Origin of the sequence: Paraburkholderia sediminicola (assembly GCF_046027355.1) — a bacterium.
In the GTDB taxonomy this organism is placed as follows: domain Bacteria; phylum Pseudomonadota; class Gammaproteobacteria; order Burkholderiales; family Burkholderiaceae; genus Paraburkholderia; species Paraburkholderia sediminicola_B.
Genome location: NZ_JAQQEK010000002.1, coordinates 516,386 through 539,476 on the forward strand (window position 1 = coordinate 516,386; position 23,091 = coordinate 539,476).

Sequence of the window (23,091 nt, forward strand, 5' to 3'; positions counted from 1 at the left end):
CCCTAAGCAAGCCGCGCGCTGCGCACCGCCTTGCCGCCGACCAGACAGACGACCAACGTCGCCATGACAAGCACGCACAACGCAACGCGCAGGCCGAGCAGGCCCGCGCCGAGACCGATCAACGGCGGCCCGACCAGGAAGCCCGCATAACCGAAGGTGGCGGCCATCGACACGCCGGTTGCCGGCGTGAGTGTCGAGCGGCCCGCCGCGCTGAAAATCACCGGAACGATATTCGCGAGGCCGACGCCGACCATCGCGAAGCCCACGCAAGCGGTGAAGACCGTCGGCCAGCTCAGCACGAGCGCAAGCCCGGCCACCGCGACCAGACCGCCCAGCGCCACGACCTTGCTCGAACCGAAACGACGCACGGACACATCGCCGACGATGCGGCACGCCGCCATCGAGAACGCGAACGCGGAATAGCCGATCGCGGCGACGCTCGCCTCCCGGTTCAACGCCGAGCGCAGATACACGGCGCTCCAGTCGGCGACCGCGCCTTCCACCAGCATGCAGAGGAACGCGAGCATCGCGAGCTTCATCACGGCGGACGAGGGCCACGCCAGGCCGCTCGATGCGGCAGCCGCTCTCGGACCGAGATCACGCAACGCAAGCACCGCGGCAGCGACGATCAGAACGGCGATAAACAGGTCCGGTATCAACAGGCCGCCGATCACCCCAACACCGCTCTTTTGCAGCATCGCGCCCGTGGCGGCGCCGAGCAGGCCGCCCGCGCTCCAGGCCGCATGAAACGACGACATGATCGGCGCATGCCACTGCGTTTCGATCGTGCTGGCGTGGCCGTTCATGGAGACGTCGAGTGCGCCGTTCGCTGCGCCGAGCAGAAACAGCACGATGCACAGCGCAGCCATGCCGGGCGCGAAGGCCGGCAGCGGCAGCGCGATGACGAATGCCGCGCCGAGCAGCGCGGTGACGCGGCCACTGCCGAAGCGCGGCGCCAGCTGTCCCGCCAGCGGCATCGCGACAATGGCGCCGAGCGCGAAGGCGAACAGCGCGATGCCGAGCGCGGCGTCGCCCAGCGCCAGGCTCTCCTTGATGCGCGGGACTTCGACGGCCCAGGCGCCGATGCCGAAGCCGTTGGCGAGAAACACGCCCAAGGTCGCGACGCGCTCCTTGACCGGTTTGATAGGGGAAGCAGCGGAAGATGTCATGAGCGGGCCACCATCACGTTGTCGCAGACGGCTTCGAGGCTCGTAAGGCGCGCGGCGCTCACGTCGGCTTCGACGAACAGGTAGTCGACGGCGGAAGCGGGCGCCACCGAAAACGGCGCCGCCGTCATCAGCTTTTCCGAGGTCATGGCGATGGCGATCTGGCCGCTTGCCTTGAGCATCGCCCGTTTGAGCTCGGCATCTTCAGCGTCGAAGGCGGCGACGCCTTCGTCCGGATCGAGTGCGCAGGCGCCGAGGAAACAGAGGTCGGCGCGGATCTGCTGGATCTGCAGCAAGGCGGTCGCGCCGAGCGAGCCCGCCGCGCCGCGCGCGATCCGTCCGCCGACGAGCATCACCTCGAATCCCGGCCGGTTCAAGAGACGAGCGGCGGCCTCGGGCGAATTCGTCACGACGGTCAGGTCCGCGTTGTCGGGCAGCGCCTCGGCAATCGCGACGTTCGTCGAACCCGCATCCAGAAGGATGATCTGCTTCGAGCGGACGATCGACACCGCGGCGGCGGCAAGACAGGCCTTGCGATCCACGGCCTCACCCATGCGCACCGACGCAGGTTTGTCGGCCGGTGAGATCAGCAGGGCGCCGCCGTAGACGCGCTTGCAATGGCCTTGATCGGCGAGATCGCGCAGATGGCGGCGCACCGTGTGCTCCGAGGTCTGGAGTTCCGCCGCGAGCGCCGACGCCAGCACGCGCCCGTGCACCCGCAGCCGCTCCAGAATCAGCTGTTCGCGTTGCTCGGGCAGCAGCCCGTCGATGGCTTCCTGTCGCGTTCGTTGCATGTCTTCACCTTGCTCGGTCTATGAAACGCTCATAATCGAGCAAAATGTAGCGTAAACGATCAAGAGCTGCAACGTGTTTTCTGGGAGCCTAGGTCCGGCCCCGCGGAAACGCTGGCCGGCTCACTGTTCCGCAGCCTCCGTCTGGACGACCCGGGCGCGCCGCGAACCGCGGCCGAAAATCGCGCGGTCCGCGAGCCACACCGCGAGCAGCGTGGCGCCCATCAACGGAAACACGATGCCGAGCAGCACGAGGCCGGTTTTCCAGCCGCGCATCGGCGGCGCGGCACGTTCGCGCAATGGCGCGCCGAGCGAGCGTTGCGGCCGCCGCTTCCACCACATCACGCAGCCGGTGACGGCCATCGCCGCCAGTCCTAACGAAATCGCGGCGCAGAGAATCTGGTTGGCGACGCCGAAATAACGGCCCATATGCAGCGACGTGCCGTACGACACGGCCTTCGACACCGCGCCGTAATCGCCATAGCGGATGTCCTTCAGGGTCGCGCCGCTGTATTGGTCGATGTACAGCGTGCGTTCTTTTTTCGGATCGTCCGGGAAGTACGAGACGGTGTAGACGCCGGTCGCGGAACCAGGCAACACGATGTTGTAGCCGTCCGTCACGCCGAGCGAGGCGGTCAGTGCGACGACGCGTCCGAGCGGCAGCGGGTGCGCGGCGTTTGGCTCGTCGGAGACGGAAGTGCGGTTGGCGTTGGAGTTGGGCACGCGTGTGTTGCCGACGGCCCAGGGCGTGAGCGGCAGAGGCAAGTCGTCCATCACCATGCCGGGCATCGATTCCATGCTGCCCGCGTGCGCGCCGTGGCCGTTGTGTTCGGCGTGTTCATCGTCAGCCGCGTTTTCCGCGTGCGTATCCGCCGCAGTGAGCTGCGCGCCGCTCTTTCCTGGCATTGCAGATCGCAACGGCAAACCACCCCACGAACCCGGCGGCGCGCCGAGATTGGCGGCGGTCGCGAGCGCCTTGAACTGCTTGCCCCACGAACCCGTCCACGGCAATCCCGTCAATACGAACGCGAGTGCGCCGAGCGCGAGCCAGATGCCCATCACGGCGTGGACGTTTTTCCACAGCGCGCGTCCCTTCAGCGAGAAGCGCGGCAACAGCGCCGCACGTGCCGTGGTTTTCTCGCGTGGCCACCACAGCGCGACGCCGGTGCCGATCATCACGAGCGTCCAGCATGCCGCGAGTTCCATCAGCAACTCGCCGGGCTTGCCGAGCAACAGCTTGCGATGAAGCATCCGGTCCACCTGCATGAAGCGGCGTTCGACGCTCAGCATGCCCAGCACCGCGCCGGTATAGGGGTTCACATAGACGCTCTGCTTATCGCCGTCCGCGAGACGGAAGATGAATTCGGCGCTGCGCTCCGGCGCGCTCGCGACGATCGCGGTCACTGCGACAGCATCCGGCGGCATGGCCGCACGCGCTCTCGCCAGCAGCGTATCTTCGGGCAGCCTCGGTACGGCTTGCGGCGCGACGATCAGGCGCTGCGGATAAAGCAGCGGCTCGATTTGCGGCTGGAAGCAATACAGCGTGCCGGTGATCGCCAGCACGACCAGAAACGGCATCACGAAGAGGCCCGCATAAAAATGCCAGCGCCAGAGCGTCCGGTAGCCCGGATGGACCGCCGTGGTCGCTGGCGTGATTCTCCGAGCGTCGGTGGGAGCGGTGGTGGACATGAAATCCTCCTGAAGCGAAAAAAAGAATCGATCGGTTCGAATAGCGTGGATGCGCACGCGACTGCGGTACGTTCAGCACGCTCACATGCGCAGCTTCGCTTCCACGTAGAACGTGCGGCCGGGATACGGGTGGTAGACGAAGTAGCGGGCATCGAACAGGTTGTCGACGCCGATGCCGACTTCACTCAGCTTGGTCGGCTTGTAGGTGAATTTCGCGTCGGCCACCGTGTACGAACTGGTGCCGCCGAACACATCAGGATTCGTGTCGGTGTTGGTGAGCGTGTTGTACTGACGGCCCGAATAGCGCGCGGCAAGCGTGAGTGCCGCGCGTTCGTCGAAGTGATACGTCGCGGCGAGATCCACGCGCCACAGCGGAATCCGGTAGAAGTATTTGCCGACCGTGGCCGGGTTCTGCGCGTTGGCGATGATCTTCGACTGCGTATAGGCCACGCTCGCCAGCAGGTCCAGGCCGTGCACCAGCACGTTCTCTCCCGAGTAGCTCGTTTCCACGCCGCGCGAGCGGACCTTGCCGATATTCTGGAAGTTCGTCACGTTGGGAATCACGGTCGTATCGGTCTGGCTGAAGATCGTGTTCTTCACGTCGTCCTGAAACAGCGAGAAGCGGAACACGCCGTTCCAGTGCGCCCATTCGGCGGTGAGTTCCTTCGAGAGATCGTCTTCGGGCTTCAGGTTCGGATTGTTGTTGACGATCGCGGAGCCGTTGATCTGCCCTTGAAACAACTCGCTGACCGTCGGAAAGCGATAGGCGCGGCCGATGGACGCGCGCAAGGTCAGATCGTCGGTGACGTCGAACGACAAGGAGGCTTTCGGCGAGAAATGCTGCTGGCTCGCGTCGCTATACGGCAGCGTCGTGCCGCCCAGCGACTGCGAGCCGCCATAGGCCTGCCAGTCTTCATACCGCACGCCGTACACGAGCTTCCAGCGCGGCAGAAAGCGCCAGGCGTCCTGCGCGTAGAGCGCCTGGGTCTGTGTCTTGCCGGCGAACGCATTGGCGAACGACGTGGCCGCGCCGTCGCGCCAGTTCAGCGTGTTGTAACTCTCGTTGTCGAGGAAGTAGTTGTCGTAGTGATAGCCGAAGCTCAGCGCGTGATTCGCGAGCCCTGGCTGGTTCGTCGCGGGCGTATAGGTGCCGCGCAGATCGAGCGTTTTCCAGCCGGCGCCGTCGCCGAAGATCACGGTGCCGGGTCCGTTGCCCGGCACGCCGGAATTCGCGGTGCGTGCCACGCTATTGCCGACGTCGTAGTACGAAGCGATCGCCTCGCCATTCCAGCCGGTGGCATTGCGCGTTTTCAGCGACAGGCCATAGAGCCAGTTCTCGCTATGTCCTAGACTCGGCGCGAGTGCGGCGGCGGGAATCGTGTACTCGTAGCCGTCGATCGCGACTTTGCCGCTGTAGACCGGATTGCCGTTCGCATCGCGCAGAAAGCTCGAGGTCTGGCTGTTATAGGTCTGATGCCAGTAGCCGAGTGTGAAGCCGGCCTGCAATGTCGGCGTGAAGTCGTACTGCATCTTCAGCTTGAACTGGTCCTGCACCGTGTGTTCGATGCCTTCGCCGTTCACGCCGAGCACCGCCGTCGGCGTGTTGGTCTGGTTGTTGTAGAAGTACGCGCCGGTGACCGGTGTGTCGCCGGCTTTGGCGGGTGTGCTGGACTTGGCGAGTGTGGCGAATTGCAGCGGCTGGCTGGTGTTTTCCAGGTGATTCACGCCGAGCAGAAACGAGAACTTGCCGATGCGGTCGCCGAGCGTCGCACTCGCTTCGCTGCCGTTGAAATTCTGGTTCACGCCGAACAGGCTGAAGTGCTGGGTGAAGCCCTTGACGTCCGCGGTTGCTTCGAACTGTTTCGGCATGCGTGTGCTGATGAGCACGGTCGCGCCGAGCGAATTGCCCGGATAGAGCGCGGAAAACGGCCCGTAGATCACATCGACTTGCTGGATCTCGTCGGGAAACACCATCGACCAGCGCGGCGGAAACGAGTAGCTGTTGCCGAGCAGATTGCTGAGCAGCAGACCGTCCGCGTAGACCAGACCTCGCGCGCTTTGCGAGTTGCTGGTGCCGCGCACGGCGATGATCGAATTCAGGTCGCCGATAAAGCGCTTGCGCACGGCGAGGTTCGGCATGTACTTCAGCACGTCTTCGGTGTTGACGACGTTCCAGTTGTCGAACTGTTCGCGGGTGACGGTTTCGACCGAGGCCGGCAGGTTCGGATCGACGGCGCGAGGTGCGGCGGCCGCATTCGCGCTGACGCTGATGGCGGGCAGTGCGGCTTCGGCGCTCGCGCTCTGCGCATGAGCGGGCAAGGTCGCTAAAGCCGGCACGAACGCCGGAACGATGGCCGGCAGATAAGCGGACAAAAACGGCCGGGACAGCCGTCGACGCGAGAAGCCACGCGCGCCACGGCGGGCGCAGGAGCGCAGCCTTCGCAGGGCGAAGTTGAGCATGAACGTTTCCTTGATGCAGGGAATAGGCGATCGCGCGCGCCCTCGACGGGTGCGACGAATGCGCGATCAGGACCGATAGCGATCAGGAAACGACAGGCGGTGCTCTAGGACGGCCGGACGGAAAGGCGCCGAGCGGCGTGAAGCGGGTGGAGAGTGTGGGCGGCGCGGTGCCGGCAAGCGCGAGGGCGGCGGGAGGCTCGGCCGCGGCGAGCGTCGGCATGGCGACGTGGTGCTGGAGCAGATGACAGTAGCCGCACGCACCGAACGCGTCGTCATGGCTCAGATGGACCGGCGCCGGGGCGGGCTGGGCCGTCACGCTCGCCGTGCTTACCACGCTGAAATCGCGCGGCTGCAGCGCCGAACAGAGCGCGGCGATGGGCTCGTGCGCGCTGTTCGACACCAGCATCTGACTCACGACCGGCGCGAACACGACGAGCCACATGGCGAACAGGCCAAGCCATGCGGTCATGCGGTTGCGGGAGCGTGGAATCATGATGGTAGGCGTAAGGACGCGGGCGATTCTAACATTGCCGCGCCGTCTTTTCTCGCGTAATGCCGGTTATAGCGTGGGATTAGAAGGCCGAAAGCCGCTCATTTCGCCGCGTTACAGGCGCGCCGATTCACGTAAGCTGCGTGGTACATGTTCCGCTTTCCCGTCCGCACCCAGGCTTCGGCACGCCAGGTCCGGCAGCCGAAGCGCCGGTTACGGCGCGGCACATGCGATCGACCCGGCCGGCTCATCGCCGCCTTCAGTTACCACGACTCATGAACCACACGCAGCTCGCATCCTCGATCGACTATATCAACCAGCAGGCCGTCTCGTTGTTCTCGGCCGGACAATTCGCCGAGGCTTTGTCGATGGTGACGCCGCTCGTCGACGGCGATGCGATGCCGGGCGACGCCCTCGCCGACGCGTTGAATATCGCCGGGGCCTGTTCGTTCGCCTTGCAGCGTCCCGCGGATGCGGAAAGCCATTGGCGTCGCTGTCTGCAACTCAAACCCGGCTATGCCGAGGTGTACGGCAGTCTCGGCATGCTGCTCAAGTCGCTCGGGCGCCTGTCGGCGGCCAAGGCGATGTACCGGCGACTGGTCGCACTACGGCCCGGCCACGCCGACGCCCGCAATCAACTCGGCGCCGTGCTCTACGGGCTCGGCTACAAGGCGGAGGCGGAGGCGTCGTATCGTGAGGCGCTGGCGATTCGCCCCGACTACGCCGAAGCCCACTATAACCGCGGCATCGTGCTGCACGAGCTGCGCCGCCTGCGAGAAGCGGAAGCGGCGTTCCGCCAGGCGCTGCCAGGATTGCCAGGTCACGCCGAAGCCCATAACAATCTGGGCAACGTGCTGATGGAACTCGGCCGTCTCGCCGAAGCGGACGCCGCCTACCGCGAGGCGCTGACCATCCGGCCGCAGTATCCGGAGGCGCTCAACAACCTCGGTGGCGTGCTGAAGGCGACGTTTCGTCTCACCGAAGCCGAACTGGCTTTCCGCCTTGCACTCTCCATTCGTCCGGATTACGCGGAAGCCCTCCTGAATCTCGGCACCGTGCTTGCCGATTTCGAACGTTTGCCCGAAGCCGAAGCGGCTTATCGCGAAGCCATCGCGCAACGCCCCGACTACGCCGAAGCGCACTACAACCTCGGCGTGACGCTGTGCAAACTCGAGCATCTGTTCGAGGCCGAATCGGCTTACCGCGAAGCGATTCGCCTGCGGCCCGAGCTCGTCCATGCGCACAACAACCTGGGGTGCGTGCTGCGCCGGCTCGATCGACTGCCGGCGGCGGTCGACGCTTTCGAGCAGGCGCTCAGCGTGTGTTCCGACATGGCGGAGGCGCATTACAACCTCGGCGCGGCGCGGGCGCAACTCATGCAACTGCCCGAGGCAGAAAGCGCGTATCGCCGGGCGCTCGCTTTACGTGCCGATTACGGCGATGCGAAATTCGGCCTCGCTGTGCTGCTGCTCGGCATGGGCCGCTTCGAAGAGGGCTGGCGTCTGTACGAGTGCCGCTACGAGCAGCCCGGTTTCGTCCATCACAAGACGGCATCGATGCTTCAGTGCCCACAGTGGCAAGGCGATACGCTCGCCGGCAAGTCCCTGCTCGTGTGGCAGGAAGACGGCCTCGGCGACATGATTCAGTTCAGCCGTTATTTCGCCTTGCTGAAAGCGCAGGGCGCCGCGCATATCGCCTTTGCGTGCGCACCGTCGCTGCACAGGCTGATGGCATGCGTCGACGGCGTCGATGCCGTGCTCGATCACGACACCGCGCGCGCACAGGCGTCCACTTACGATTGCTGGATGAGCTTGCTGAGCGCGCCGCTGCATCTGCGCACTAGCATGGACACGATTCCGCGCGCTGTGCGTCTAGCGGCCGAGCCGGCGCTGGTCGAGCGGTGGCGTCCGTTATTGGACGCGCTGCCGCCGGGCCGCAAGATCGGCCTGGTGTGGAAGGGCAACGCGAACCATCATAACGATGTGAACCGCTCGATCCCTTCGCTCGCCATGCTCGCGCCGCTCTGGAGCGTGCCCGGCCTGAGCTTCGTGAGTTTGCAGAAAGGACGCGGCGAGGACGAGGCGCGCCATCCGCCCGCCGATCAACCGCTGCTCGATCTCGGCTCGGCCGTGACGGATTTCGCGGACAGCGCGGCGATCATCGCGCAACTCGATCTGGTGATTTGCGTGGACACATCCACCGGGCATCTGGCCGCATCGCTCGGCAAGCCGTGCTGGGTGATGCTGCCGGAAAAAGATATCGACTGGCGCTGGCTACACGATCGCAGCGATTCGCCGTGGTATCCGCACACGCTGCGTCTGTTCCGCCGCACGCCGGGTGAGGATTGGTCGATGCCGGTCGAGCGGGTGCGGCAGGCGTGCGTCGAACGATTCGGCGCGGCGGGGCGCACGCTTACTTGATCGCGCGGCGCGCTTGCGGGCCGATTGCGTCGATGTGTGAAAACGGCTTTCGGTGATTTCGATTGCGTGGCCGAGTAACCGCGCTGTATGTCGAAGAGCAGATGGAATTCTTGCCGCCGGGCGAGCGTTGAACCTGGCCGGCGGCGTGCCCTCAGTTAGCCTTAAGCCTCCGTGACCTGCAGGTGATAGAGGCCCCACGGTGACAGTTCGAAGCGGTCCTTGAGCGGCTTGCTCGACAACTCCGGGATATTGTCCGCGTCGTAGGTGGCCCATAGCGGACCGACGCCGCCGAGCGGCAGCGGCTTGCCGTCCATTTGCGTCGCCACGATGAATTGATAGGCGCGTACCTTGTCGAGCGTCGTCGCGACCGCGTAGCCGTCCACCGCGTGCATGACGATTTGCGTGCTGCCCGCGCTGGGTGCGCCGACATGTTCGAATACGTTAGTGAGCAGCGGGCCGCTCAAGGTGTGCTGACGGGAATCGTATTCGGTAGTGGGCTTGATCGTCACAGCCGGCATCCCGGCGAGCGAGGCGAAATCGACGCCGTACGCTTCCGAAAACTTCACCTGATGCTTGGCGAGCAACTGGTCGAACGCGGGATCGAGCGCGCCGCGATTGTGGCGCTTGATCGCGCCGGTGATCGTCAGGACGACGGGCGATGCCGCACAGGCTTCTTTCCGGACGCGCTGGCTCCCGAATGCAGGCGCAGCCGTCGCGCTCAGCAGCGCGGCGCTGGTCAGGAAGTGGCGTTTATTCATTGCGTGGTCTCCGGACGATGAGAGGGACGACGCGTTCGGCCAGATCGTCGCGGCCCCTATTGTCGGGCAATTGCCGCCGACTGTGTCGCGGCCATGCTTGATATATCGCGCTGATCCCTATGTTCGTGATGTAGGCCGTACCTTTTGCTGCACGGCGTTGAAATACGCGCGGCCCTTCGCAGGTTGATGAGGAAATCGGGCAGGCGACGCGGTTTTGCGGCGCCGATAAACAGATTGGATGACACTGTGCCCCTTTCGGTGCTTCCCCTCGCGCTGTCGGATCCTACAATGATGACTCTCACATGGCGAACATTGGCGAGGTGGAAATGACAGGCAAGGCAATGCTGGTGGTGAGCGCGCATAGCGCAGGTTTCGTGCGGCGGGCAAGTAGCGTCATCACTCTCCACAAACAGACTGGCTATCGTGCGAAGGTCGCGTGCGTTGCATTGGGTTCACGCGAAGCTTCCCTTTGGGAAACGCGGCCATGAACGATCTTTCTCGCATCGCATTCGTCGGCTTCGGCGAGGCCGGCGGAATACTCGGTTCGGCGCTGGCCGCGAAAGGCGTGCAGGTGTCGATGTTCGACCTGCGGCGCGACGTGCTGCGTGAAAAGGCGCAGGCTGCGGGCGTTCGCGTCGGCGATACGCTGGCGAGTGCCATCGACCACGCGCAGATCGTCGTCTCCGCGGTGACCGCGCAAGCCGACCTCGAAGTGGCGCAAGCCGTCGCAAGCTGCATCGAACCGGATCAAATCTACCTCGACATCAACTCGGTTTCGCCGGGCACCAAGCAGCACGCGCAAGCCTGCATCGAGGGCGCCGGTGCACTGTATGTGGAGGCCGCCGTGATGGCGCCCGTGCCGCCTTATGGTCTCGCTGTGCCGATGCTGCTGGGCGGCGCCGAGGCCGCGCGCGTCGCGGCTTTGCTCACGCCGTTGGGCCTCAAGGTGCGCGCCGTGTCGGAAAAGGTCGGCGTGGCGTCGGCGGCGAAGATGTGCCGCAGCGTCATGATCAAAGGCATCGAAGCGTTGACGGTGGAGTGCCTGCGCGCCGCACGGCACTATGACGCGGAGTCGATCGTGCTGGCCTCGCTGGCCGAAACGTTCACGAAGATGCGCGACGACGCCGACGTGCCCGGCTATCTGATCAGCCGCGTCGCGGAGCACGGCCGGCGGCGCGCGGCGGAAATGCGCGAAGTCTCGCAGACGTTGGAAGAGGCCGGCATCACGCCATTCATGAGCGACGCGTGTGCGCGTTTGCAGGACAACGTCGTGGATGCGATGCAGGAAGGGGGGATCGACTATGGCTCGTTAGCCACGCCATTCGACTGGCGCGCCTTCTTCGACAAACTGCCGGAATAAGCGTTTCGGCTGCCGCCCGCGTCCACCGCGACTAATTCGCGGCGATGTTGATCGTGCGTGTGACATCGACCACCGAGAGGCGAATCGCATCGATCAACGCGCGCGCGGCAGGCGAGGGCGTGCCCGTCGCGCGCACGGTCAGGCCGATCTCACGGCGGGTGTTGTGCAACTGCACGTCGAGCACCACCAGTTGCCCGGACTGCACCTCGTGATGCAACTGCTGCGCCGATAGCGCGGCCGCCATATTCGTGCCGAACAGCAGGCCGCGAATCACCGCGAGGTCGGCGGTTTCGACCGTGGGCATGGGCGGCTTCACTTTCATGCGCTTGAATTGCGCTTCGAACAGCGCGCGCGCCGGCGCGTGGCTGCGCGGCACGATCCACTGCGCGTCGCGCAAATCCATGATGGTCAGGTTGCGCGCCTGCGCGAGCGGATGATCGCGGCGCACCAGCACCACCATGTCTTCCGACATCAGGCGCTCGTTCTTCAGGCCGCTGCTGGCGTCGTTGTCGCGCAGCGCGCCGAGAATGAAATCGATGTCGCCGGCACGCAGACCCGCGACGAGCGCCTCGTAATTGCTTTCGTCGGTGACGACCCGTACGCCCGGATTTTCCGAGGTCATGCGCGCGATCGCTTTGGGCAGGATCAGCGTGCGGCCGAGCGGCAGCGCGCCAACCGTCACCGAGCCTTGAATCTTGCCGTGCAATGCTGCGATATCGTCGGGCACGTGCCGTAGTTCGTTCAATGCGCGGCGCACGTGCAGCAGAAACGTTTCGCCTTCGGTGGTGAGCAGAATGCCGCGCGGGCTTCGATGAAACAGACTCAGACCCGAGCCGCTTTCGAGCACGCGAATCGCGGTGCTCACGGCAGGCTGACTGATGCCGAAGGTTTTCGCGGCACTCGGCATGTGCCGGTGCCGCGCCAGCGCCACGAACAGTTGCAGTCGCCGCGTGTTGAGCAGATACGCCGGCAATGCGCCTTCCGCCGCGGGACGGCGGCGCGCTTGCCGCGCGCCGCACCATTGCGCGAGCTCTTCCAGTTCCGCGAAAATCCGTTCGCAACGCTGCAGCACGGCGCGTCCCACGGGTGTCGGCAACATGCCCGACGGGCCGCGGTCGAACAGCGGCTCGCCGAGCGCGGACTCCAGTTCCTGCACGGAACGCGTGACGGCCGACTGCGCGCGAAACAGCGCGGCGGCGGCGCGCGTCGCGCTGCCCATGTCGGCGACGAGTCGAAACGCGCGCAACTGCGCGAGGTTGAGCAATTCCTTGCCGCTTGCGGACGACGACGTCCTGGCCGACGCCGGGGTGCTGACGGAGGACGTGGTGGCGCTCGTCATGCCGCGCCCGCGATCAGATGCAGTGTGGGCAGCGACAGGTTCAAACTTTCCTTCGAGATGTGCGTGTGTTCCTTCATCAACGCTTCCACGCGCGCGCCTTCACCTTTCCTCAGCGCATCCGCAATCGCATGATGCTGGCGATGCGCGTACATGAGCATCATGAACTGGCGCTCCCTGGCGGATTCGTCGAAGGCGACCGTGGCGGGCGAGACGAACGGGATCTTGTCGTTCAGACTCAAGGCCGCGCTCACGGCCGTGTTTTGCGCGGCCTCGATGATGAGCGAATGAAAGCGCCCATTCATGGCGGCGTAGCGCACGTCGTCGCCCTGGTCCAGATGGCCCTTGCTGAAGATCTCGTCGCCTTCGCGCAGGCACTCGTCGAGCGATACAACCAGCGCCGGGCCCACGCCGCTCTCCGCGACTGAACGCGCGGCCAGTCCTTCGAGCACGCCGCGCACGTCGATGCCGTTCAGCACGTCCCTGACGCTGAAGCGGCGCACGACATAACCGCGCCCGCCGGAGCGGTCCAACAGCCCCTCCGAGGACAACACGCTCAGCGCATAGCGCAGCGGCGTGCGCGATACGCCGAGCCACTGTGCGAGCTGCGCTTCCACGAGGCGCTGGCCGGGCGACAGTTCGCCCGCCAGGATCTTCTCGCGTAAGGTCTGGACAATCGCCTGTTGGGTGGTCTCGTTCATGGATATCGGCTCGTTGGACGCCGTCAAGTATAGCCATGCGCGCAGCGGTACACCACGCTTCTCGAGAGGCTTGCGTCTTCGTTTCAGGGTCATCTGTTTTGTTTATTGCGAGCGGCTGTGCGAGAACGCGAGCTGGAACCGGATGCGCATGCTCGGGATACCGACGAAGCCATGCGCCGCGCGGGTCGCGGCGGCGCTCGGAAAGCCGGAGAGCGGCGACCCAAACCGTTTTGGGCAATTTTCCCTGGTTTGCATGAGGTTAACCCGCACTTTCTGCAAGCCTGCGCGATTCTTATCTTTGTATCCCAAGAGGGTTGCGAAGGCTGCCTCGCCGGTAGCGGCGGCTTATCCGATCGGCGAGCGGTCTCGCGCAGCTGGAAGCATCGGAAGACAACGATATGGCAAGGATCATGGGTGGCATCGGAAGGTCGCATGTGTGCATGAACCACAGCGTCTTGCCGCGATGAAACATGTCGGCTTGCCCGAGTCCGACGCCGTGTAAGCGCACGTGACCTGCGCCGTCTCTGAAGCGGTTTCCAACTCGATACCAGAAAGGGCGGCAGCGTCGCGCAAGACCTCGCGTGCTGCTGCCCGTATGACATCCCTGATGTGAGACGCGTTACAAGGAGAGAGACATGGGTGGCAATTTCAGTGTGAGCGGAACGGAACTCGCGAGGGACTCGTCGGCGCCTCGTTCGGCATGGCCGAGCCGCGCGGCGACGATTCGCGCCGGCGTGGCCGGCGGATTGATCGGCGCGGTGGTCATCTGGATTTACGAGGCGCTCGTGTGGGTGGGCGCGCAACACATGATGCCGCTCGCGGGCATTCCCCGTAACGCGACCGGCCTCGTGTTCGGCAAAGAGGTGCAGGCGTCGCTCGGGATCTGGGCGTATGTGGTGGGCACGGCGATTCACTTCGTGTTCGCGAGCGCCTGGGGCGTGCTGTTCGCGGTTATCTGGCCGTACTTCTGCCGACGCGGATATGAAGCGACGCTGGTGGCGTTGTTCTACGCGGTGCTGGCGTGGATCGCCATGCATGTGGCGATCATGATCGCCTCCGATAACCACCCGAACTATTACGACCCCGCTGTGATCATCGGCGGATTCATGTCGCACATCTTCTTCACGGTGCCGTTGGCCTTGACGGTGAAACGGCGGCTGCAAAACGAAGGGCAATAGCGCGACGGCCTGGATGACCCGCTCGCCACGGTGGTAGCAAAAAGTATTTCAACAAGAGACGTAGCAATTGGAGATCATGGAGCATGAAAAAAAGTATCAGACGTGTCGACGCCGTGCTGTTCGGCGCAGCGATCGCGGCCGCCACCCCGGCTTTTGCTCAAAGCAGCGTGACTTTGTACGGTATTGTCGATAACGGCCTGTCGTATACCAACAATCAGTCGACGCTCGGTTCGACCAGGGGCGGCAAATCAGATGTCAAGATGACGCCTGGCGTGTGGGCCGGCAGCCGCTTCGGCCTGAAGGGCGGCGAGGACCTGGGCGGCGGCACGAAGGCGATCTTCCAGCTCGAATCCGGTTTCAATTCGGCGACGGGCGGCCAGCAATACACCAATGCGATGTTCGGCCGCCAGGCGTGGGTCGGCGTGACCAACCCGGCGTACGGTACCTTCACGGCGGGCCGGCAATACGCGTCGTATTACCAGTTGCTCTCGCCCTACAGCCCGACCACCTGGATCACCGGCTATTACGGCGCGCACCCCGGCGATATCGACGGCCTCGACACGATCTACCGTGCTAACAACACGCTGGAGTACACGTCGCCGAAGTTTTATGGCCTGACGGCGAGCGGCTCGTATTCGCTGGGCGGTGTCGCGGGCAGCACGAACCGTGGCTCGACGTGGTCGACTGCGGTGCAGTATGCAATGGGTCCGGTGGGCCTCGCGGTCGGCTTCTCGCGCATCAACAACTCGACGTCGGGCGGCGGGGCGTGGGGCGCGGATTCGACCACCACCAACGGCGGCTCGCAGATCGGCGTCTCCGCGCTGACGAACGGCTATCAGACCGCGCAGGCACAGCAGCGTTTTGCGGTTGGCGGCGGCTACACGTTCAATAGCGCGTGGGATGTGACGGCCACGTATTCGAACGTCCAGTACATTCCGGGCACCGGTTCGAAGTTCCACGATACGGAGATCTGGAATACCGGCGGTCTGGTGCTGCACTGGAAGCTGGCGATTGCCTGGGATTTCGGCGCGGGCTACAGCTACACGCGGGCGACGCGCGCGAACGGCATCGACGACAACGCGCAATATCACCAGTTCAACCTCTCCCAGTACTACTCGTTGTCCAAGCGCACGGGTCTGTACGCGCTGGAGGCGTATCAGAAGGCGAAGGGCAAGACGCTGGGCACCAATGGCGCGGGGCAGATCATCGACGCCACGGCGACGCTCGGCGATGGCTACAACTCCACGCCGTCTTCGTCGGGTAGTCAGGTGGCGGTGGGGGTGGGGATTATTCACCGGTTCTGATTTGACGCCGCTGTGATGACGCGGGCCGGGTTGCCACTGACGCACCCCGGCCTTTTTATCGGCGCGCATGTATTCGCAGCGCGCCGAACCTATTACATGCGAGGTAATTGGCGAGCCTCACGCTCACGCCTAGTCTTCGGGTGTCGCGCAGTTCATCCCGAACCGCGTTCACTATCGAGGACACATCATGTCGACGTTTCAGGTTCACACCATCGACTCCGCGCCGGAACAATCCAGACCGGTATTGCAGCAACTCCAGCAAACTTTCGGCTTCATCCCCAACATCGCGGGGACCATGGCCGAATCGCCCGTGCTGATCGGCGCCTTCATTCAACTATTCCAGAAAGTCCATTCGGGCACGTTCACGGAAGCGCAGATCCAGACGCTGCTGTTGACGAATGCGGTCACCAATGCATGCACGTGGGCGGTCGCGTTTCACACCGCATTGGCGCTGAACGAGGGACTCACGCCCGCCGATGTGCAAGCGCTTCGCGCAGGCCGCACGCCTGCGGACCGCCAACATGCCGCGCTCTCCACGTTGACGAAGACCGCGATCGAGAAGCGCGGCCATCTCGACGAGCGTGAAGTGGGCGCATTTCTCGAAGCCGGTTTCCGTCGCGATCAGGTGCTGGAAGTGCTCGCGGTGGCGGCGGCCTCGACGATCACGAACTACGTGGGCAGCATCACGCAGCCGCCGCTGGAACCGCAGTTCCAGGTCCATGTCTGGGAGGCTTGAGTCTCGTAAGGGAAGGCGCGGTCAGCACAAGCGAGTATGCTGACCGGCGAGGTTCGGTTGAACGGCGCTCGCCGCTCACCGAACCTTTCATCTGTATCGACTTTGCGGACAAGAGCACGATGAATTCTGCGAACCCAGTCAAAAAAGCCCCGCCGAACGATCTCGGCGTCCTGTTGCGTCACTGGCGAGACGTACGTGGCATCAGCCAACTGGACCTGTCGTTCAATGCCGGTGTCTCGCAGCGTCATATCAGCTTTATCGAAAGCGGACGCAGCGTGCCGAGCCGTCAAATGCTGATGGATATCGCGCAGGCACTCGACATCCCGCTGCGCGAACGCAACACGCTGCTGCTGGCCGCGGGCTATGCGCCGATGTATGCCGACGCCGCGTGGAATGCGCAGGAAATGCAAAGTGTCACGAAAGCGCTCGGACGCATGCTGCGCCAGCATGAGCCGTTTCCCGCGCTGATCATGGACCGCTACTGGAACGTGCTGATGACCAACGACGCCGCGCCGCGCTTTTTCAATTGCTTCATCGACATGGCGGCGCGCAAGGGGCCGCGCAACATGCTGCATCTGGTGTTCGATCCGGACGGCATGCGCCCGTTCGTGGCCGACTGGCAGACCGTGGCGGACAGTCTGATTCAGCGGGTCTACCGCGAGTCGGTGGGACGCGTGATCGATGACCGGACGCGCGGGTTGCTCGATGCGTTGCGTGCGTACCCGGATGTGCAAACGGGCTTCGAGCCGGGCCATCCGTCGGTCGCGGATGCATCGGCGGCCATGCCGGTGATCCCGATCGGCTTCGTCAAGGACGGCCACGTCATGAAGTATTTCTCGATGGTCGCGAGCGTGGGCACGCCGCAAACGATCGCGGCGCAGGAACTGCGCCTCGAATGCATGTTTCCCGCAGACGACGAAACCGAAGCGCGTCATCTGGAGATGCTTGATCTAGCGCCGCAGTCGCAACGGCAGCGCTAGATCAAGCGGCGGTGGGGCGCATTCCAGCGCCGCACTTAAGCATCAGAACTTGTGTCGCACGCCGATGCTGACGATCGCCTGCGACTGTGCCGCCGACGAGTGTCCATTGCCCTTGTCGCTGACCGACGCGGTGGCCGCGACCGGATTGCCGAGCGCATCCAGTGTGCCGCCCGACGCGTGTTGATAACCGCCCATCAGGTAGACGCTCGAACGCTTGGACAGCGCATACTGCGCGCCGAGTGTCACGTTGTGATATTGCGCGCGTTCATCCACGCCATCCACTTCGCCGCCACGCGTGTAGCTATAGCCTGCGAACAGTTGCACGGCCGGACGGATCGTCCATTGTCCGAACACGCCCGCGATGTTGAACGTGGCGTGTCCCTTGAACAGCGAGTCGGCGCCGGAGCGGTATTGCACGTTGCTGTAATTCACGCCGACGATCGCCGGACCGAAGTCGTACGTCGCGCCCGTCGCGATGATCTGTTGCGATTGCGCGCTCGCGTAGCCTTCGTTGATCGATGAATTGAACAGGCCGTCGTCCGTGCCGTTCCACTTGCCGTACGTCGTGTCTTGCGTGCCGGTCTTGCTATTGTCGGAGCGCTCGTAGCCGACACCTACATGCAGCGGACCGTTGCCGTAGGCGGCGCCCACGCTCCATGTGTTCTGCTGCTTCAGGCTGCCGGGCTGGCCGCCGAAACCGTACAGCGCGCCGAACGTGAAGCCTGCATAGTTCGCGCTCGTGTACTTGATCGAGTTGTTGACGCGCGCGGTCTGGTCCAGATCGTCGATGTCGCCCGGATGCGCGCCGTAACCGCCGACCATCGCCACCGGGGCGACGGGCGAGACGAAGTCGTTCAGCGACGTGTACTGGCGGCCCAGCGTGATCGTGCCGTACTGCTTGCTGCCGATACCCACGTACGCCTGACGGCCGAACAGGCCACCGTTCTGGCCGGTCTTGCCGTTCGTGATGTCGAAGCCGTCCTCGAGCTGGAACAAAGCGTTCCAGCCGCCGCCCAGGTCCTCCTGACCCTTGATGCCCCAGCGGCTGCCGGACAGGTTGCCGCTCGTCACGGCGACGTTCGAGTGGCCGCTATAGTTGCCTGTGGTGCCGGTGCGCTCGTTGCTGCGGTACGAAACGCCCGCATCGACGATGCCGTACAACACGACCGAACTCTGCGCGGACGCAATGCCGGCAAACGACATCAAAAGGGGTGCGGCGATCCATTGCTTTTTCATCGTAGTCATAGCCTGGTTGGAACTTCTATCTCAAGTCGCCTGAATGGCGATCTCTCTTTTTTCCGCGCACACGGAAGCCCGCTCCTGAACAACGGAGCGGACTGCGTGAAGCGGGGGAAGGGTGTGCGCGGCGGCGCTTGCCTGGATTGCGGCGCATCCCTTGGAGAGACACGCCACAGCGCCGCGTGCGATCAGTGGCTCAGCGCAGCGCCCGGCGGCATCTCGGGCGCGTGCACCGTGACGGTCTTGCGGACTTTGGCGACGTCCGTCGCGCTGACCGTCGGACCGGTGTTGCCCCAACTGTTGCGCACGAAGTTGGTCACGTCCGCGACTTCCTGGTCGTTCAGGCGCCAGCCGAAGGCCGGCATTGTGAACGAGGAGGGCGCGGTCTTCGTGCCTTCGAGCGTGCTACCGGTGAGCAGCACGTGAATCAGCGAACTCGCGTCCTTGCCCTGCACGACCGGATTGCCGCCCAGCGCCGGAAACGCGCGGTTGTAGCCGCGGCCGTCGCTGCGGTGGCAGGCCGTGCAGTTGTCGCGATAGACGGCGGCGCCAGGAGCCGTGGCGTCGCCCATGCGCAGGGCGCGCGCGGCCGTGTCGTCGTACGCGTAGGGCGTTTCCTTGGGATCCGTCGACGGCAGCGTCTTCAGATAACGCGCCATCGCGGTGAGATCGGCGTCGCTCATGTGCTGCATGCTGTGTTGCACGACATCCGTCATGCCGCCGAAGGCCGCGCTGTGCTGCGTGCGTCCGGTCTTCAGGAATTGCACGAGATCGGCTTCGCTCCACGCACCGACGCCGGTGCGCGGATTGCCGCGCAGGCTCGACGGAATCCAGCCGTCGATCGTCGCGCCGCCCGCGAGAAACGCCGGGCCGTCGAGGTCGCTCAACGCGCGTTCCTGCATCGTCGCCGCGCGCGGTGTGTGGCACGCGCCGCAATGGCCGAGGCCTTGCACAAGGTAGGCGCCGCGTGCGACCACCGGATCGGCGTAACGCTTTGCGTCGAACGAAACCGGCTCGGGCGCGAACAGATGGCGCCAGATACCGAGCGGCCAGCGCATCGACAGCGGCCAGACGATATCGACCGGCTTGTTCGCCTGGTTCACCGGCGCGACGCCTTGCGTGAAGTACGCATACAGCGCGTGCATGTCGTCTTCGCTCAGACGTGCATACGATGGGAACGGCATGGCCGGATACAGCGTGTCGCCGTTCGGCTTCACGCCGGCGCGCACGGCGCGATCGAACTGCGCGAAGGTCCACGCGCCAATGCCGGTATTGCGGTCCGGCGTGATATTGGTCGAGTAGATCGCGCCGATCGGCGTGTCGAACTTCAGGCCACCGGCGAAGGGCTTGCCCGTGGGCGCCGAGTGACACGCGATGCAATCGCCGGCCCGCGCGAGATACTCGCCGTGCGCGATCAGCGCCGCGTTGCTCTGGTTTTGTGGCGCTGCTGCATGCGCGGCAAGTGTGGTCATACCGAGCACAGCCGCCGCGCCCACGCGTCTGATCGCCTGCGCGAGGCGTTGGATATCGTTCTTCTTCGTCATACGCTCACCAGCGGCCCGGGGTTCTTCAGATACTGCGTGCGGATCGCCCGCGCCGACCAGTAGGCCAGCGCCGCGACGAGGCCGGTCGGGTTGTAGCCGATGCCTTGCGGGAACGCCGAGGCGCCCATCACGAACACGTTGTGCACGTCCCAGCTTTGCAGGTAGCGGTTCAGCACGCTCGTCTTCGGATCGGTGCCCATCACCGCGCCGCCCACCAGGTGAGTGGTCTGATAGCGGCGCGAGTCGAAGTGCGCGCCGAATTCGCGCGTATAGACGTTGATCGACTTCGGACCCATCTGCTGCGCGATCTTCTGCATCTGGCCGGTCACGTAGCGCGCCATCCTGATGTCGTTGTCCTTCCAGTCGAAGGTCATGCGCAACAGCGGCTGGCCGTACGAATCGCGGTAGGTCGGATCGAGGTCGAGGAACACGTCGCGGTACGACATGTTGCTGCCGTGCGCGTCCATCGAAATGGTGTGCGCGTAGTGATCCTTCACCGACTTCTTCCAGTCGGCGCCCCAGTTCGGCGTGCCGGCCGGCGTCGCGATGCCGCTGATCGGCTTGGTGCCCGCCTGATTCACCCACAACGGCGAACCGCCGACGAAGCCGAGCGGGCCATGATCGAAGTTGTCGGCGTTGAAATCATCGACCGCGACGCCGTTGCCGCCCGCGCCGATGAACGGATTGGTGAAGGTGTCCTTGTCGAAGAACGCGGTGATGGTCGAGAGGTTCTGATACGCGAAATTGCGGCCGACCACGCCTTCGCCCGAGATTGGGTCATACGGCTTGCCGATGCCCGACAGCAGAAGCAGATGGACGTTGTGATACTGGAACGCCGCGACGATCACCAGATCGGCCGGCTGGAACACTTCGTTGCCCGCCGGATCGACATACGTCACGCCTTTGGCGCGCTTTTTCGTATCGTCGAGTTCGACGCGCAACACGTGGCAGCGCGAGCGCAATTCGAAGTTGGGCGACTGCTTCAGCGCCGGCAGAATGTTCAGATTCGGCGAGGCCTTCGAATACATGTAGCACGCGTAGCCGCTGCAGAATCCGCAGAAGTTGCACGGGCCCATCTGCACGCCGTACGGGTTCGTGTACGGCCCCGACGTATTCGCGGATGGCAGACGGTACGGATTCAGCCCGAGTTCGCGCGCGGCCTTGCCGAAGCGCTCAGCCGAATACGTGTTCAGTTGAGCGGCGAGCGGGAAGTTGTCGCTGCGCGGCGCTTCGAACACGTTGCCGTCGCCGACTACCTTGCCGTTGACCTTGTACGCCTGGCCCGAGGTGCCGAACACTTTCTCGGCGAAGTCGAAATGCGGTTCGAGTTCTTCGTAGCTGACGCCGTAGTCCTGAATCGTCATGCCTTCGGGAATGAAGCGCTTGCCGTAGCGTTCCTCGTAGTGGCTCTTCAGGCGCAGCTCTTCCGGCGTGATGCGGAAATGCACGCCCGACCAGTGCAGCCCCGCGCCGCCGACCCCTTCGCCCGGCAGGAACGCAGCCAACTGGCGATACGGCAGGGCGGTATCGTTCGGCGCATGACGGATCGACACGGTGGTCTTCGAGAGATCGAGGAACAGCTTCTTGCGGACGTTGTAGGTCAACTCGTCGATGGTGTTCGGATACGCGCCGTCCGGATAAGTGTCGCGATACTCGCCGCGTTCGAGCGCGACTACTTTCAGGCCGGCCTCGGTGAGTTCCTTCGCGAGAATCGCACCGGTCCAGCCGAATCCGACGATCACCGCATCGACGTGCGGTTTGGTTTGAGTAGACATCAGGTGCGCTTTCCTTCGATCGACACAGGCCCATACGGATAGGCCGCGCCGTTCTGATTGACGAAGTCCATGAAATCGGCGCGTGCGCCGGGGAAGCCGATCATCTTCCAGCCGCCCATGTCGCGATTGCCGCCGTGGATTGGATCGCAGAAGTAGCCTTCGCGGGTGTTCTGCAACAGCTGTCCGAAGAACACCTCGGCCGGTACGTCCGCGAGATCGACCTTGCCTTTCTCGAGCGCGCCGAGCACGGTGTCGCGCGTGGCGGCGTCGAGCGCGTCGAAGGGATGCGCGTAGGTCTTCGTGCAGTACGCGTTGACGGCCGCGATGCCGAGCCGGTACAGATCGCGCGGCACCAGCTTCAGCTGATAGCCGAGTTCGGGCGCGCCTTGCGCGAACGGACCCTGCATGTACCAGAGCGCGCCATGCGCGTACGGCGTGTCCATCTGCCGGTCGATGAACTCGGGCACGCCCGCTTCGACGGCGCCGGGACCTTCGCTGTCCGATGGAATCAGGCGGTCGACCACGGCGTGGATGAACGCCCATTCCTTCGCGTCGAAGAAATGCGGCTTGTAGTCCGCGCCGGACGCGTTCGCGCTCGGACCCGGCGCGACGGCGGTCGTGGATTGCTTGACCTCGCAGCCGGCGAGCGTGCCGGCCGGAACCAGAGCGATAGCCGTGCGTAAAAAGCCGCGGCGAGAGCTAATAGGGGATGAGGGCATGTTGTTCTAGTCACCAGATTGGAGCGCGCCATTGCGTTCCGGGCAGTCATCGGATTGCCGGCGGGATGATAAATGGAACCGGTTCCAAAGTCTTTTATCTTTTTTACAACAAGCTGTTTCGTGGAGTGATGAAATGCGTCGCTTCGACGAAAAAGGTCTTTTAAATCAAGAGGAGTTTCGATCCAGCATAGGGCGGCGGCAACTTTTCTTCAAACGCTAATGATCAGACGCCGGCTGTTGCGAGAAGGAAACAGCTGAGTCGCCGCCGACGCGAAGTTATTAAAAATGCTCGCGGTTCGCGGGGATATCAACGGACACTCACCGCTGACCACCGCGCGAACGACCGGCGATCAACGCGGAAAATAGATCGCCACGAACCCAGGACTTTGACTTTGATTCGTCGCACCGCTCGCGCCGAGCGCTAGTTTTCTTTACCTCTCACGTA

Annotated in this window: 19 protein-coding genes; 7 read left to right on the forward strand and 12 right to left on the reverse strand. The window is 64.2% G+C overall.

The features are described 5' to 3' along the window. Nucleotides 1–2 precede the first annotated feature (2 nt). The 5 genes from PQR42_RS05590 to PQR42_RS05610 all read right to left on the reverse strand — a co-directional run bounded on the left by PQR42_RS05590 (nt 3) and on the right by PQR42_RS05610 (nt 6,599). Nucleotides 3–1,169 carry an MFS transporter gene (locus tag PQR42_RS05590; protein ID WP_408382935.1) on the reverse strand — a complete coding sequence of 389 codons (1,167 nt, stop codon included), beginning with the start codon at nt 1,167–1,169 and terminating at the stop codon, nt 3–5. After that, on the reverse strand, nt 1,166–1,960 hold the full coding sequence (locus PQR42_RS05595) for a DeoR/GlpR family DNA-binding transcription regulator (protein WP_408382938.1): 795 nt from the start codon (nt 1,958–1,960) through the stop codon (nt 1,166–1,168). Before PQR42_RS05595 ends, PQR42_RS05590 begins: the two co-directional genes overlap by 4 nt. A 120-nt stretch (nt 1,961–2,080) precedes the next feature. Beyond that, complete coding sequence (locus tag PQR42_RS05600) at nt 2,081–3,646, reverse strand: PepSY-associated TM helix domain-containing protein (RefSeq protein WP_408382939.1); 1,566 nt, start codon at nt 3,644–3,646, stop codon at nt 2,081–2,083. An 81-nt stretch (nt 3,647–3,727) separates the two neighbouring features. Then, nucleotides 3,728–6,106, reverse strand: a complete 2,379-nt coding sequence (locus tag PQR42_RS05605; RefSeq protein ID WP_408382941.1) for a TonB-dependent receptor — start codon at nt 6,104–6,106, stop codon at nt 3,728–3,730. An 82-nt stretch (nt 6,107–6,188) separates the two neighbouring features. Beyond that, complete coding sequence (locus PQR42_RS05610; protein ID WP_408382943.1) at nt 6,189–6,599, reverse strand: DUF2946 domain-containing protein; 411 nt, start codon at nt 6,597–6,599, stop codon at nt 6,189–6,191. A 272-nt stretch (nt 6,600–6,871) separates the two neighbouring features. Between PQR42_RS05610 and PQR42_RS05615 the strand changes: the two genes are divergently transcribed. After that, nucleotides 6,872–9,016: a tetratricopeptide repeat protein gene (locus PQR42_RS05615; RefSeq protein WP_408382945.1), complete on the forward strand. Its 2,145-nt coding sequence runs from the start codon at nt 6,872–6,874 to the stop codon at nt 9,014–9,016. Between the two features lie 161 nt (nt 9,017–9,177). Here PQR42_RS05615 and PQR42_RS05620 read toward each other — a convergent pair whose 3' ends face one another. Further along, nucleotides 9,178–9,774 (reverse strand): putative pterin-binding protein, encoded by a 597-nt coding sequence (locus tag PQR42_RS05620; RefSeq protein ID WP_408382947.1) that lies wholly within the window; start codon nt 9,772–9,774, stop codon nt 9,178–9,180. Between the two features lie 484 nt (nt 9,775–10,258). Here PQR42_RS05620 and PQR42_RS05625 point away from each other — a divergent pair, with 484 nt between their 5' ends. Beyond that, complete coding sequence (locus tag PQR42_RS05625) at nt 10,259–11,134, forward strand: DUF1932 domain-containing protein (RefSeq protein ID WP_408382949.1); 876 nt, start codon at nt 10,259–10,261, stop codon at nt 11,132–11,134. A gap of 31 nt (nt 11,135–11,165) precedes the next feature. Here the strand turns inward: PQR42_RS05625 and PQR42_RS05630 are convergent, their stop codons facing one another. Together PQR42_RS05630 and PQR42_RS05635 are read right to left on the reverse strand one after the other, a co-directional pair. After that, on the reverse strand, nt 11,166–12,473 hold the full coding sequence (locus PQR42_RS05630) for a LysR family transcriptional regulator (protein ID WP_408382951.1): 1,308 nt from the start codon (nt 12,471–12,473) through the stop codon (nt 11,166–11,168). Next, nucleotides 12,470–13,171, reverse strand: a complete 702-nt coding sequence (locus PQR42_RS05635; protein WP_408216606.1) for a GntR family transcriptional regulator — start codon at nt 13,169–13,171, stop codon at nt 12,470–12,472. Before PQR42_RS05635 ends, PQR42_RS05630 begins: the two co-directional genes overlap by 4 nt. Here PQR42_RS05635 and PQR42_RS05640 point away from each other — a divergent pair. The 5 genes from PQR42_RS05640 to PQR42_RS05660 all read left to right on the forward strand — a co-directional run bounded on the left by PQR42_RS05640 (nt 13,170) and on the right by PQR42_RS05660 (nt 17,369). Next, on the forward strand, nt 13,170–13,673 hold the full coding sequence (locus PQR42_RS05640; protein WP_408216603.1) for a hypothetical protein: 504 nt from the start codon (nt 13,170–13,172) through the stop codon (nt 13,671–13,673). The two genes, PQR42_RS05635 and PQR42_RS05640, sit on opposite strands and share 2 nt — an antisense overlap. A 133-nt stretch (nt 13,674–13,806) precedes the next feature. Beyond that, nucleotides 13,807–14,349, forward strand: a complete 543-nt coding sequence (locus PQR42_RS05645) for a hypothetical protein (protein WP_408382952.1) — start codon at nt 13,807–13,809, stop codon at nt 14,347–14,349. Nucleotides 14,350–14,432: 83 nt separating this feature from the next. Then, complete coding sequence (locus PQR42_RS05650; protein ID WP_408382953.1) at nt 14,433–15,653, forward strand: porin; 1,221 nt, start codon at nt 14,433–14,435, stop codon at nt 15,651–15,653. A gap of 187 nt (nt 15,654–15,840) precedes the next feature. Continuing rightward, nucleotides 15,841–16,389, forward strand: coding sequence for a carboxymuconolactone decarboxylase family protein (locus tag PQR42_RS05655; protein ID WP_408382955.1), 549 nt, complete (start codon nt 15,841–15,843; stop codon nt 16,387–16,389). Between the two features lie 119 nt (nt 16,390–16,508). Continuing rightward, nucleotides 16,509–17,369 (forward strand): helix-turn-helix domain-containing protein, encoded by an 861-nt coding sequence (locus PQR42_RS05660; protein ID WP_408382957.1) that lies wholly within the window; start codon nt 16,509–16,511, stop codon nt 17,367–17,369. A gap of 42 nt (nt 17,370–17,411) precedes the next feature. Here the strand turns inward: PQR42_RS05660 and PQR42_RS05665 are convergent, their stop codons facing one another. The 4 genes from PQR42_RS05665 to PQR42_RS05680 all read right to left on the reverse strand — a co-directional run bounded on the left by PQR42_RS05665 (nt 17,412) and on the right by PQR42_RS05680 (nt 22,646). Further along, a complete protein-coding gene (locus PQR42_RS05665) occupies nt 17,412–18,605 on the reverse strand; it encodes a porin (RefSeq protein ID WP_408382960.1) in 1,194 nt (397 codons plus the stop codon). A 191-nt stretch (nt 18,606–18,796) separates the two neighbouring features. After that, on the reverse strand, nt 18,797–20,080 hold the full coding sequence (locus PQR42_RS05670; protein WP_408383029.1) for a c-type cytochrome: 1,284 nt from the start codon (nt 20,078–20,080) through the stop codon (nt 18,797–18,799). A 68-nt stretch (nt 20,081–20,148) separates the two neighbouring features. Further along, nucleotides 20,149–21,927, reverse strand: coding sequence for a GMC family oxidoreductase (locus PQR42_RS05675; RefSeq protein WP_408382962.1), 1,779 nt, complete (start codon nt 21,925–21,927; stop codon nt 20,149–20,151). Beyond that, complete coding sequence (locus PQR42_RS05680; protein ID WP_408382964.1) at nt 21,927–22,646, reverse strand: gluconate 2-dehydrogenase subunit 3 family protein; 720 nt, start codon at nt 22,644–22,646, stop codon at nt 21,927–21,929. The genes PQR42_RS05675 and PQR42_RS05680 overlap by 1 nt, the downstream gene beginning before the upstream one ends. Nucleotides 22,647–23,091: the final 445 nt, after the last annotated feature.

Bases quoted from the DNA above. Each gene is read 5' to 3' on its own strand.
- PQR42_RS05590 (WP_408382935.1), bottom strand. From the start codon at position 1,169: ATGACATCTTCCGCTGCTTCCCCTATCAAACCGGTCAAGGAGCGCGTC.
- PQR42_RS05595 (WP_408382938.1), bottom strand. From the start codon at position 1,960: ATGCAACGAACGCGACAGGAAGCCATCGACGGGCTGCTGCCCGAGCAA.
- PQR42_RS05600 (WP_408382939.1), bottom strand. From the start codon at position 3,646: ATGTCCACCACCGCTCCCACCGACGCTCGGAGAATCACGCCAGCGACC.
- PQR42_RS05605 (WP_408382941.1), bottom strand. From the start codon at position 6,106: ATGCTCAACTTCGCCCTGCGAAGGCTGCGCTCCTGCGCCCGCCGTGGC.
- PQR42_RS05610 (WP_408382943.1), bottom strand. From the start codon at position 6,599: ATGATTCCACGCTCCCGCAACCGCATGACCGCATGGCTTGGCCTGTTC.
- PQR42_RS05615 (WP_408382945.1), top strand. From the start codon at position 6,872: ATGAACCACACGCAGCTCGCATCCTCGATCGACTATATCAACCAGCAG.
- PQR42_RS05620 (WP_408382947.1), bottom strand. From the start codon at position 9,774: ATGAATAAACGCCACTTCCTGACCAGCGCCGCGCTGCTGAGCGCGACG.
- PQR42_RS05625 (WP_408382949.1), top strand. From the start codon at position 10,259: ATGAACGATCTTTCTCGCATCGCATTCGTCGGCTTCGGCGAGGCCGGC.
- PQR42_RS05630 (WP_408382951.1), bottom strand. From the start codon at position 12,473: ATGACGAGCGCCACCACGTCCTCCGTCAGCACCCCGGCGTCGGCCAGG.
- PQR42_RS05640 (WP_408216603.1), top strand. From the start codon at position 13,170: ATGGATATCGGCTCGTTGGACGCCGTCAAGTATAGCCATGCGCGCAGC.
- PQR42_RS05635 (WP_408216606.1), bottom strand. From the start codon at position 13,171: ATGAACGAGACCACCCAACAGGCGATTGTCCAGACCTTACGCGAGAAG.
- PQR42_RS05645 (WP_408382952.1), top strand. From the start codon at position 13,807: ATGGGTGGCAATTTCAGTGTGAGCGGAACGGAACTCGCGAGGGACTCG.
- PQR42_RS05650 (WP_408382953.1), top strand. From the start codon at position 14,433: ATGAAAAAAAGTATCAGACGTGTCGACGCCGTGCTGTTCGGCGCAGCG.
- PQR42_RS05655 (WP_408382955.1), top strand. From the start codon at position 15,841: ATGTCGACGTTTCAGGTTCACACCATCGACTCCGCGCCGGAACAATCC.
- PQR42_RS05660 (WP_408382957.1), top strand. From the start codon at position 16,509: ATGAATTCTGCGAACCCAGTCAAAAAAGCCCCGCCGAACGATCTCGGC.
- PQR42_RS05665 (WP_408382960.1), bottom strand. From the start codon at position 18,605: ATGAAAAAGCAATGGATCGCCGCACCCCTTTTGATGTCGTTTGCCGGC.
- PQR42_RS05670 (WP_408383029.1), bottom strand. From the start codon at position 20,080: ATGACCACACTTGCCGCGCATGCAGCAGCGCCACAAAACCAGAGCAAC.
- PQR42_RS05675 (WP_408382962.1), bottom strand. From the start codon at position 21,927: ATGTCTACTCAAACCAAACCGCACGTCGATGCGGTGATCGTCGGATTC.
- PQR42_RS05680 (WP_408382964.1), bottom strand. From the start codon at position 22,646: ATGCCCTCATCCCCTATTAGCTCTCGCCGCGGCTTTTTACGCACGGCT.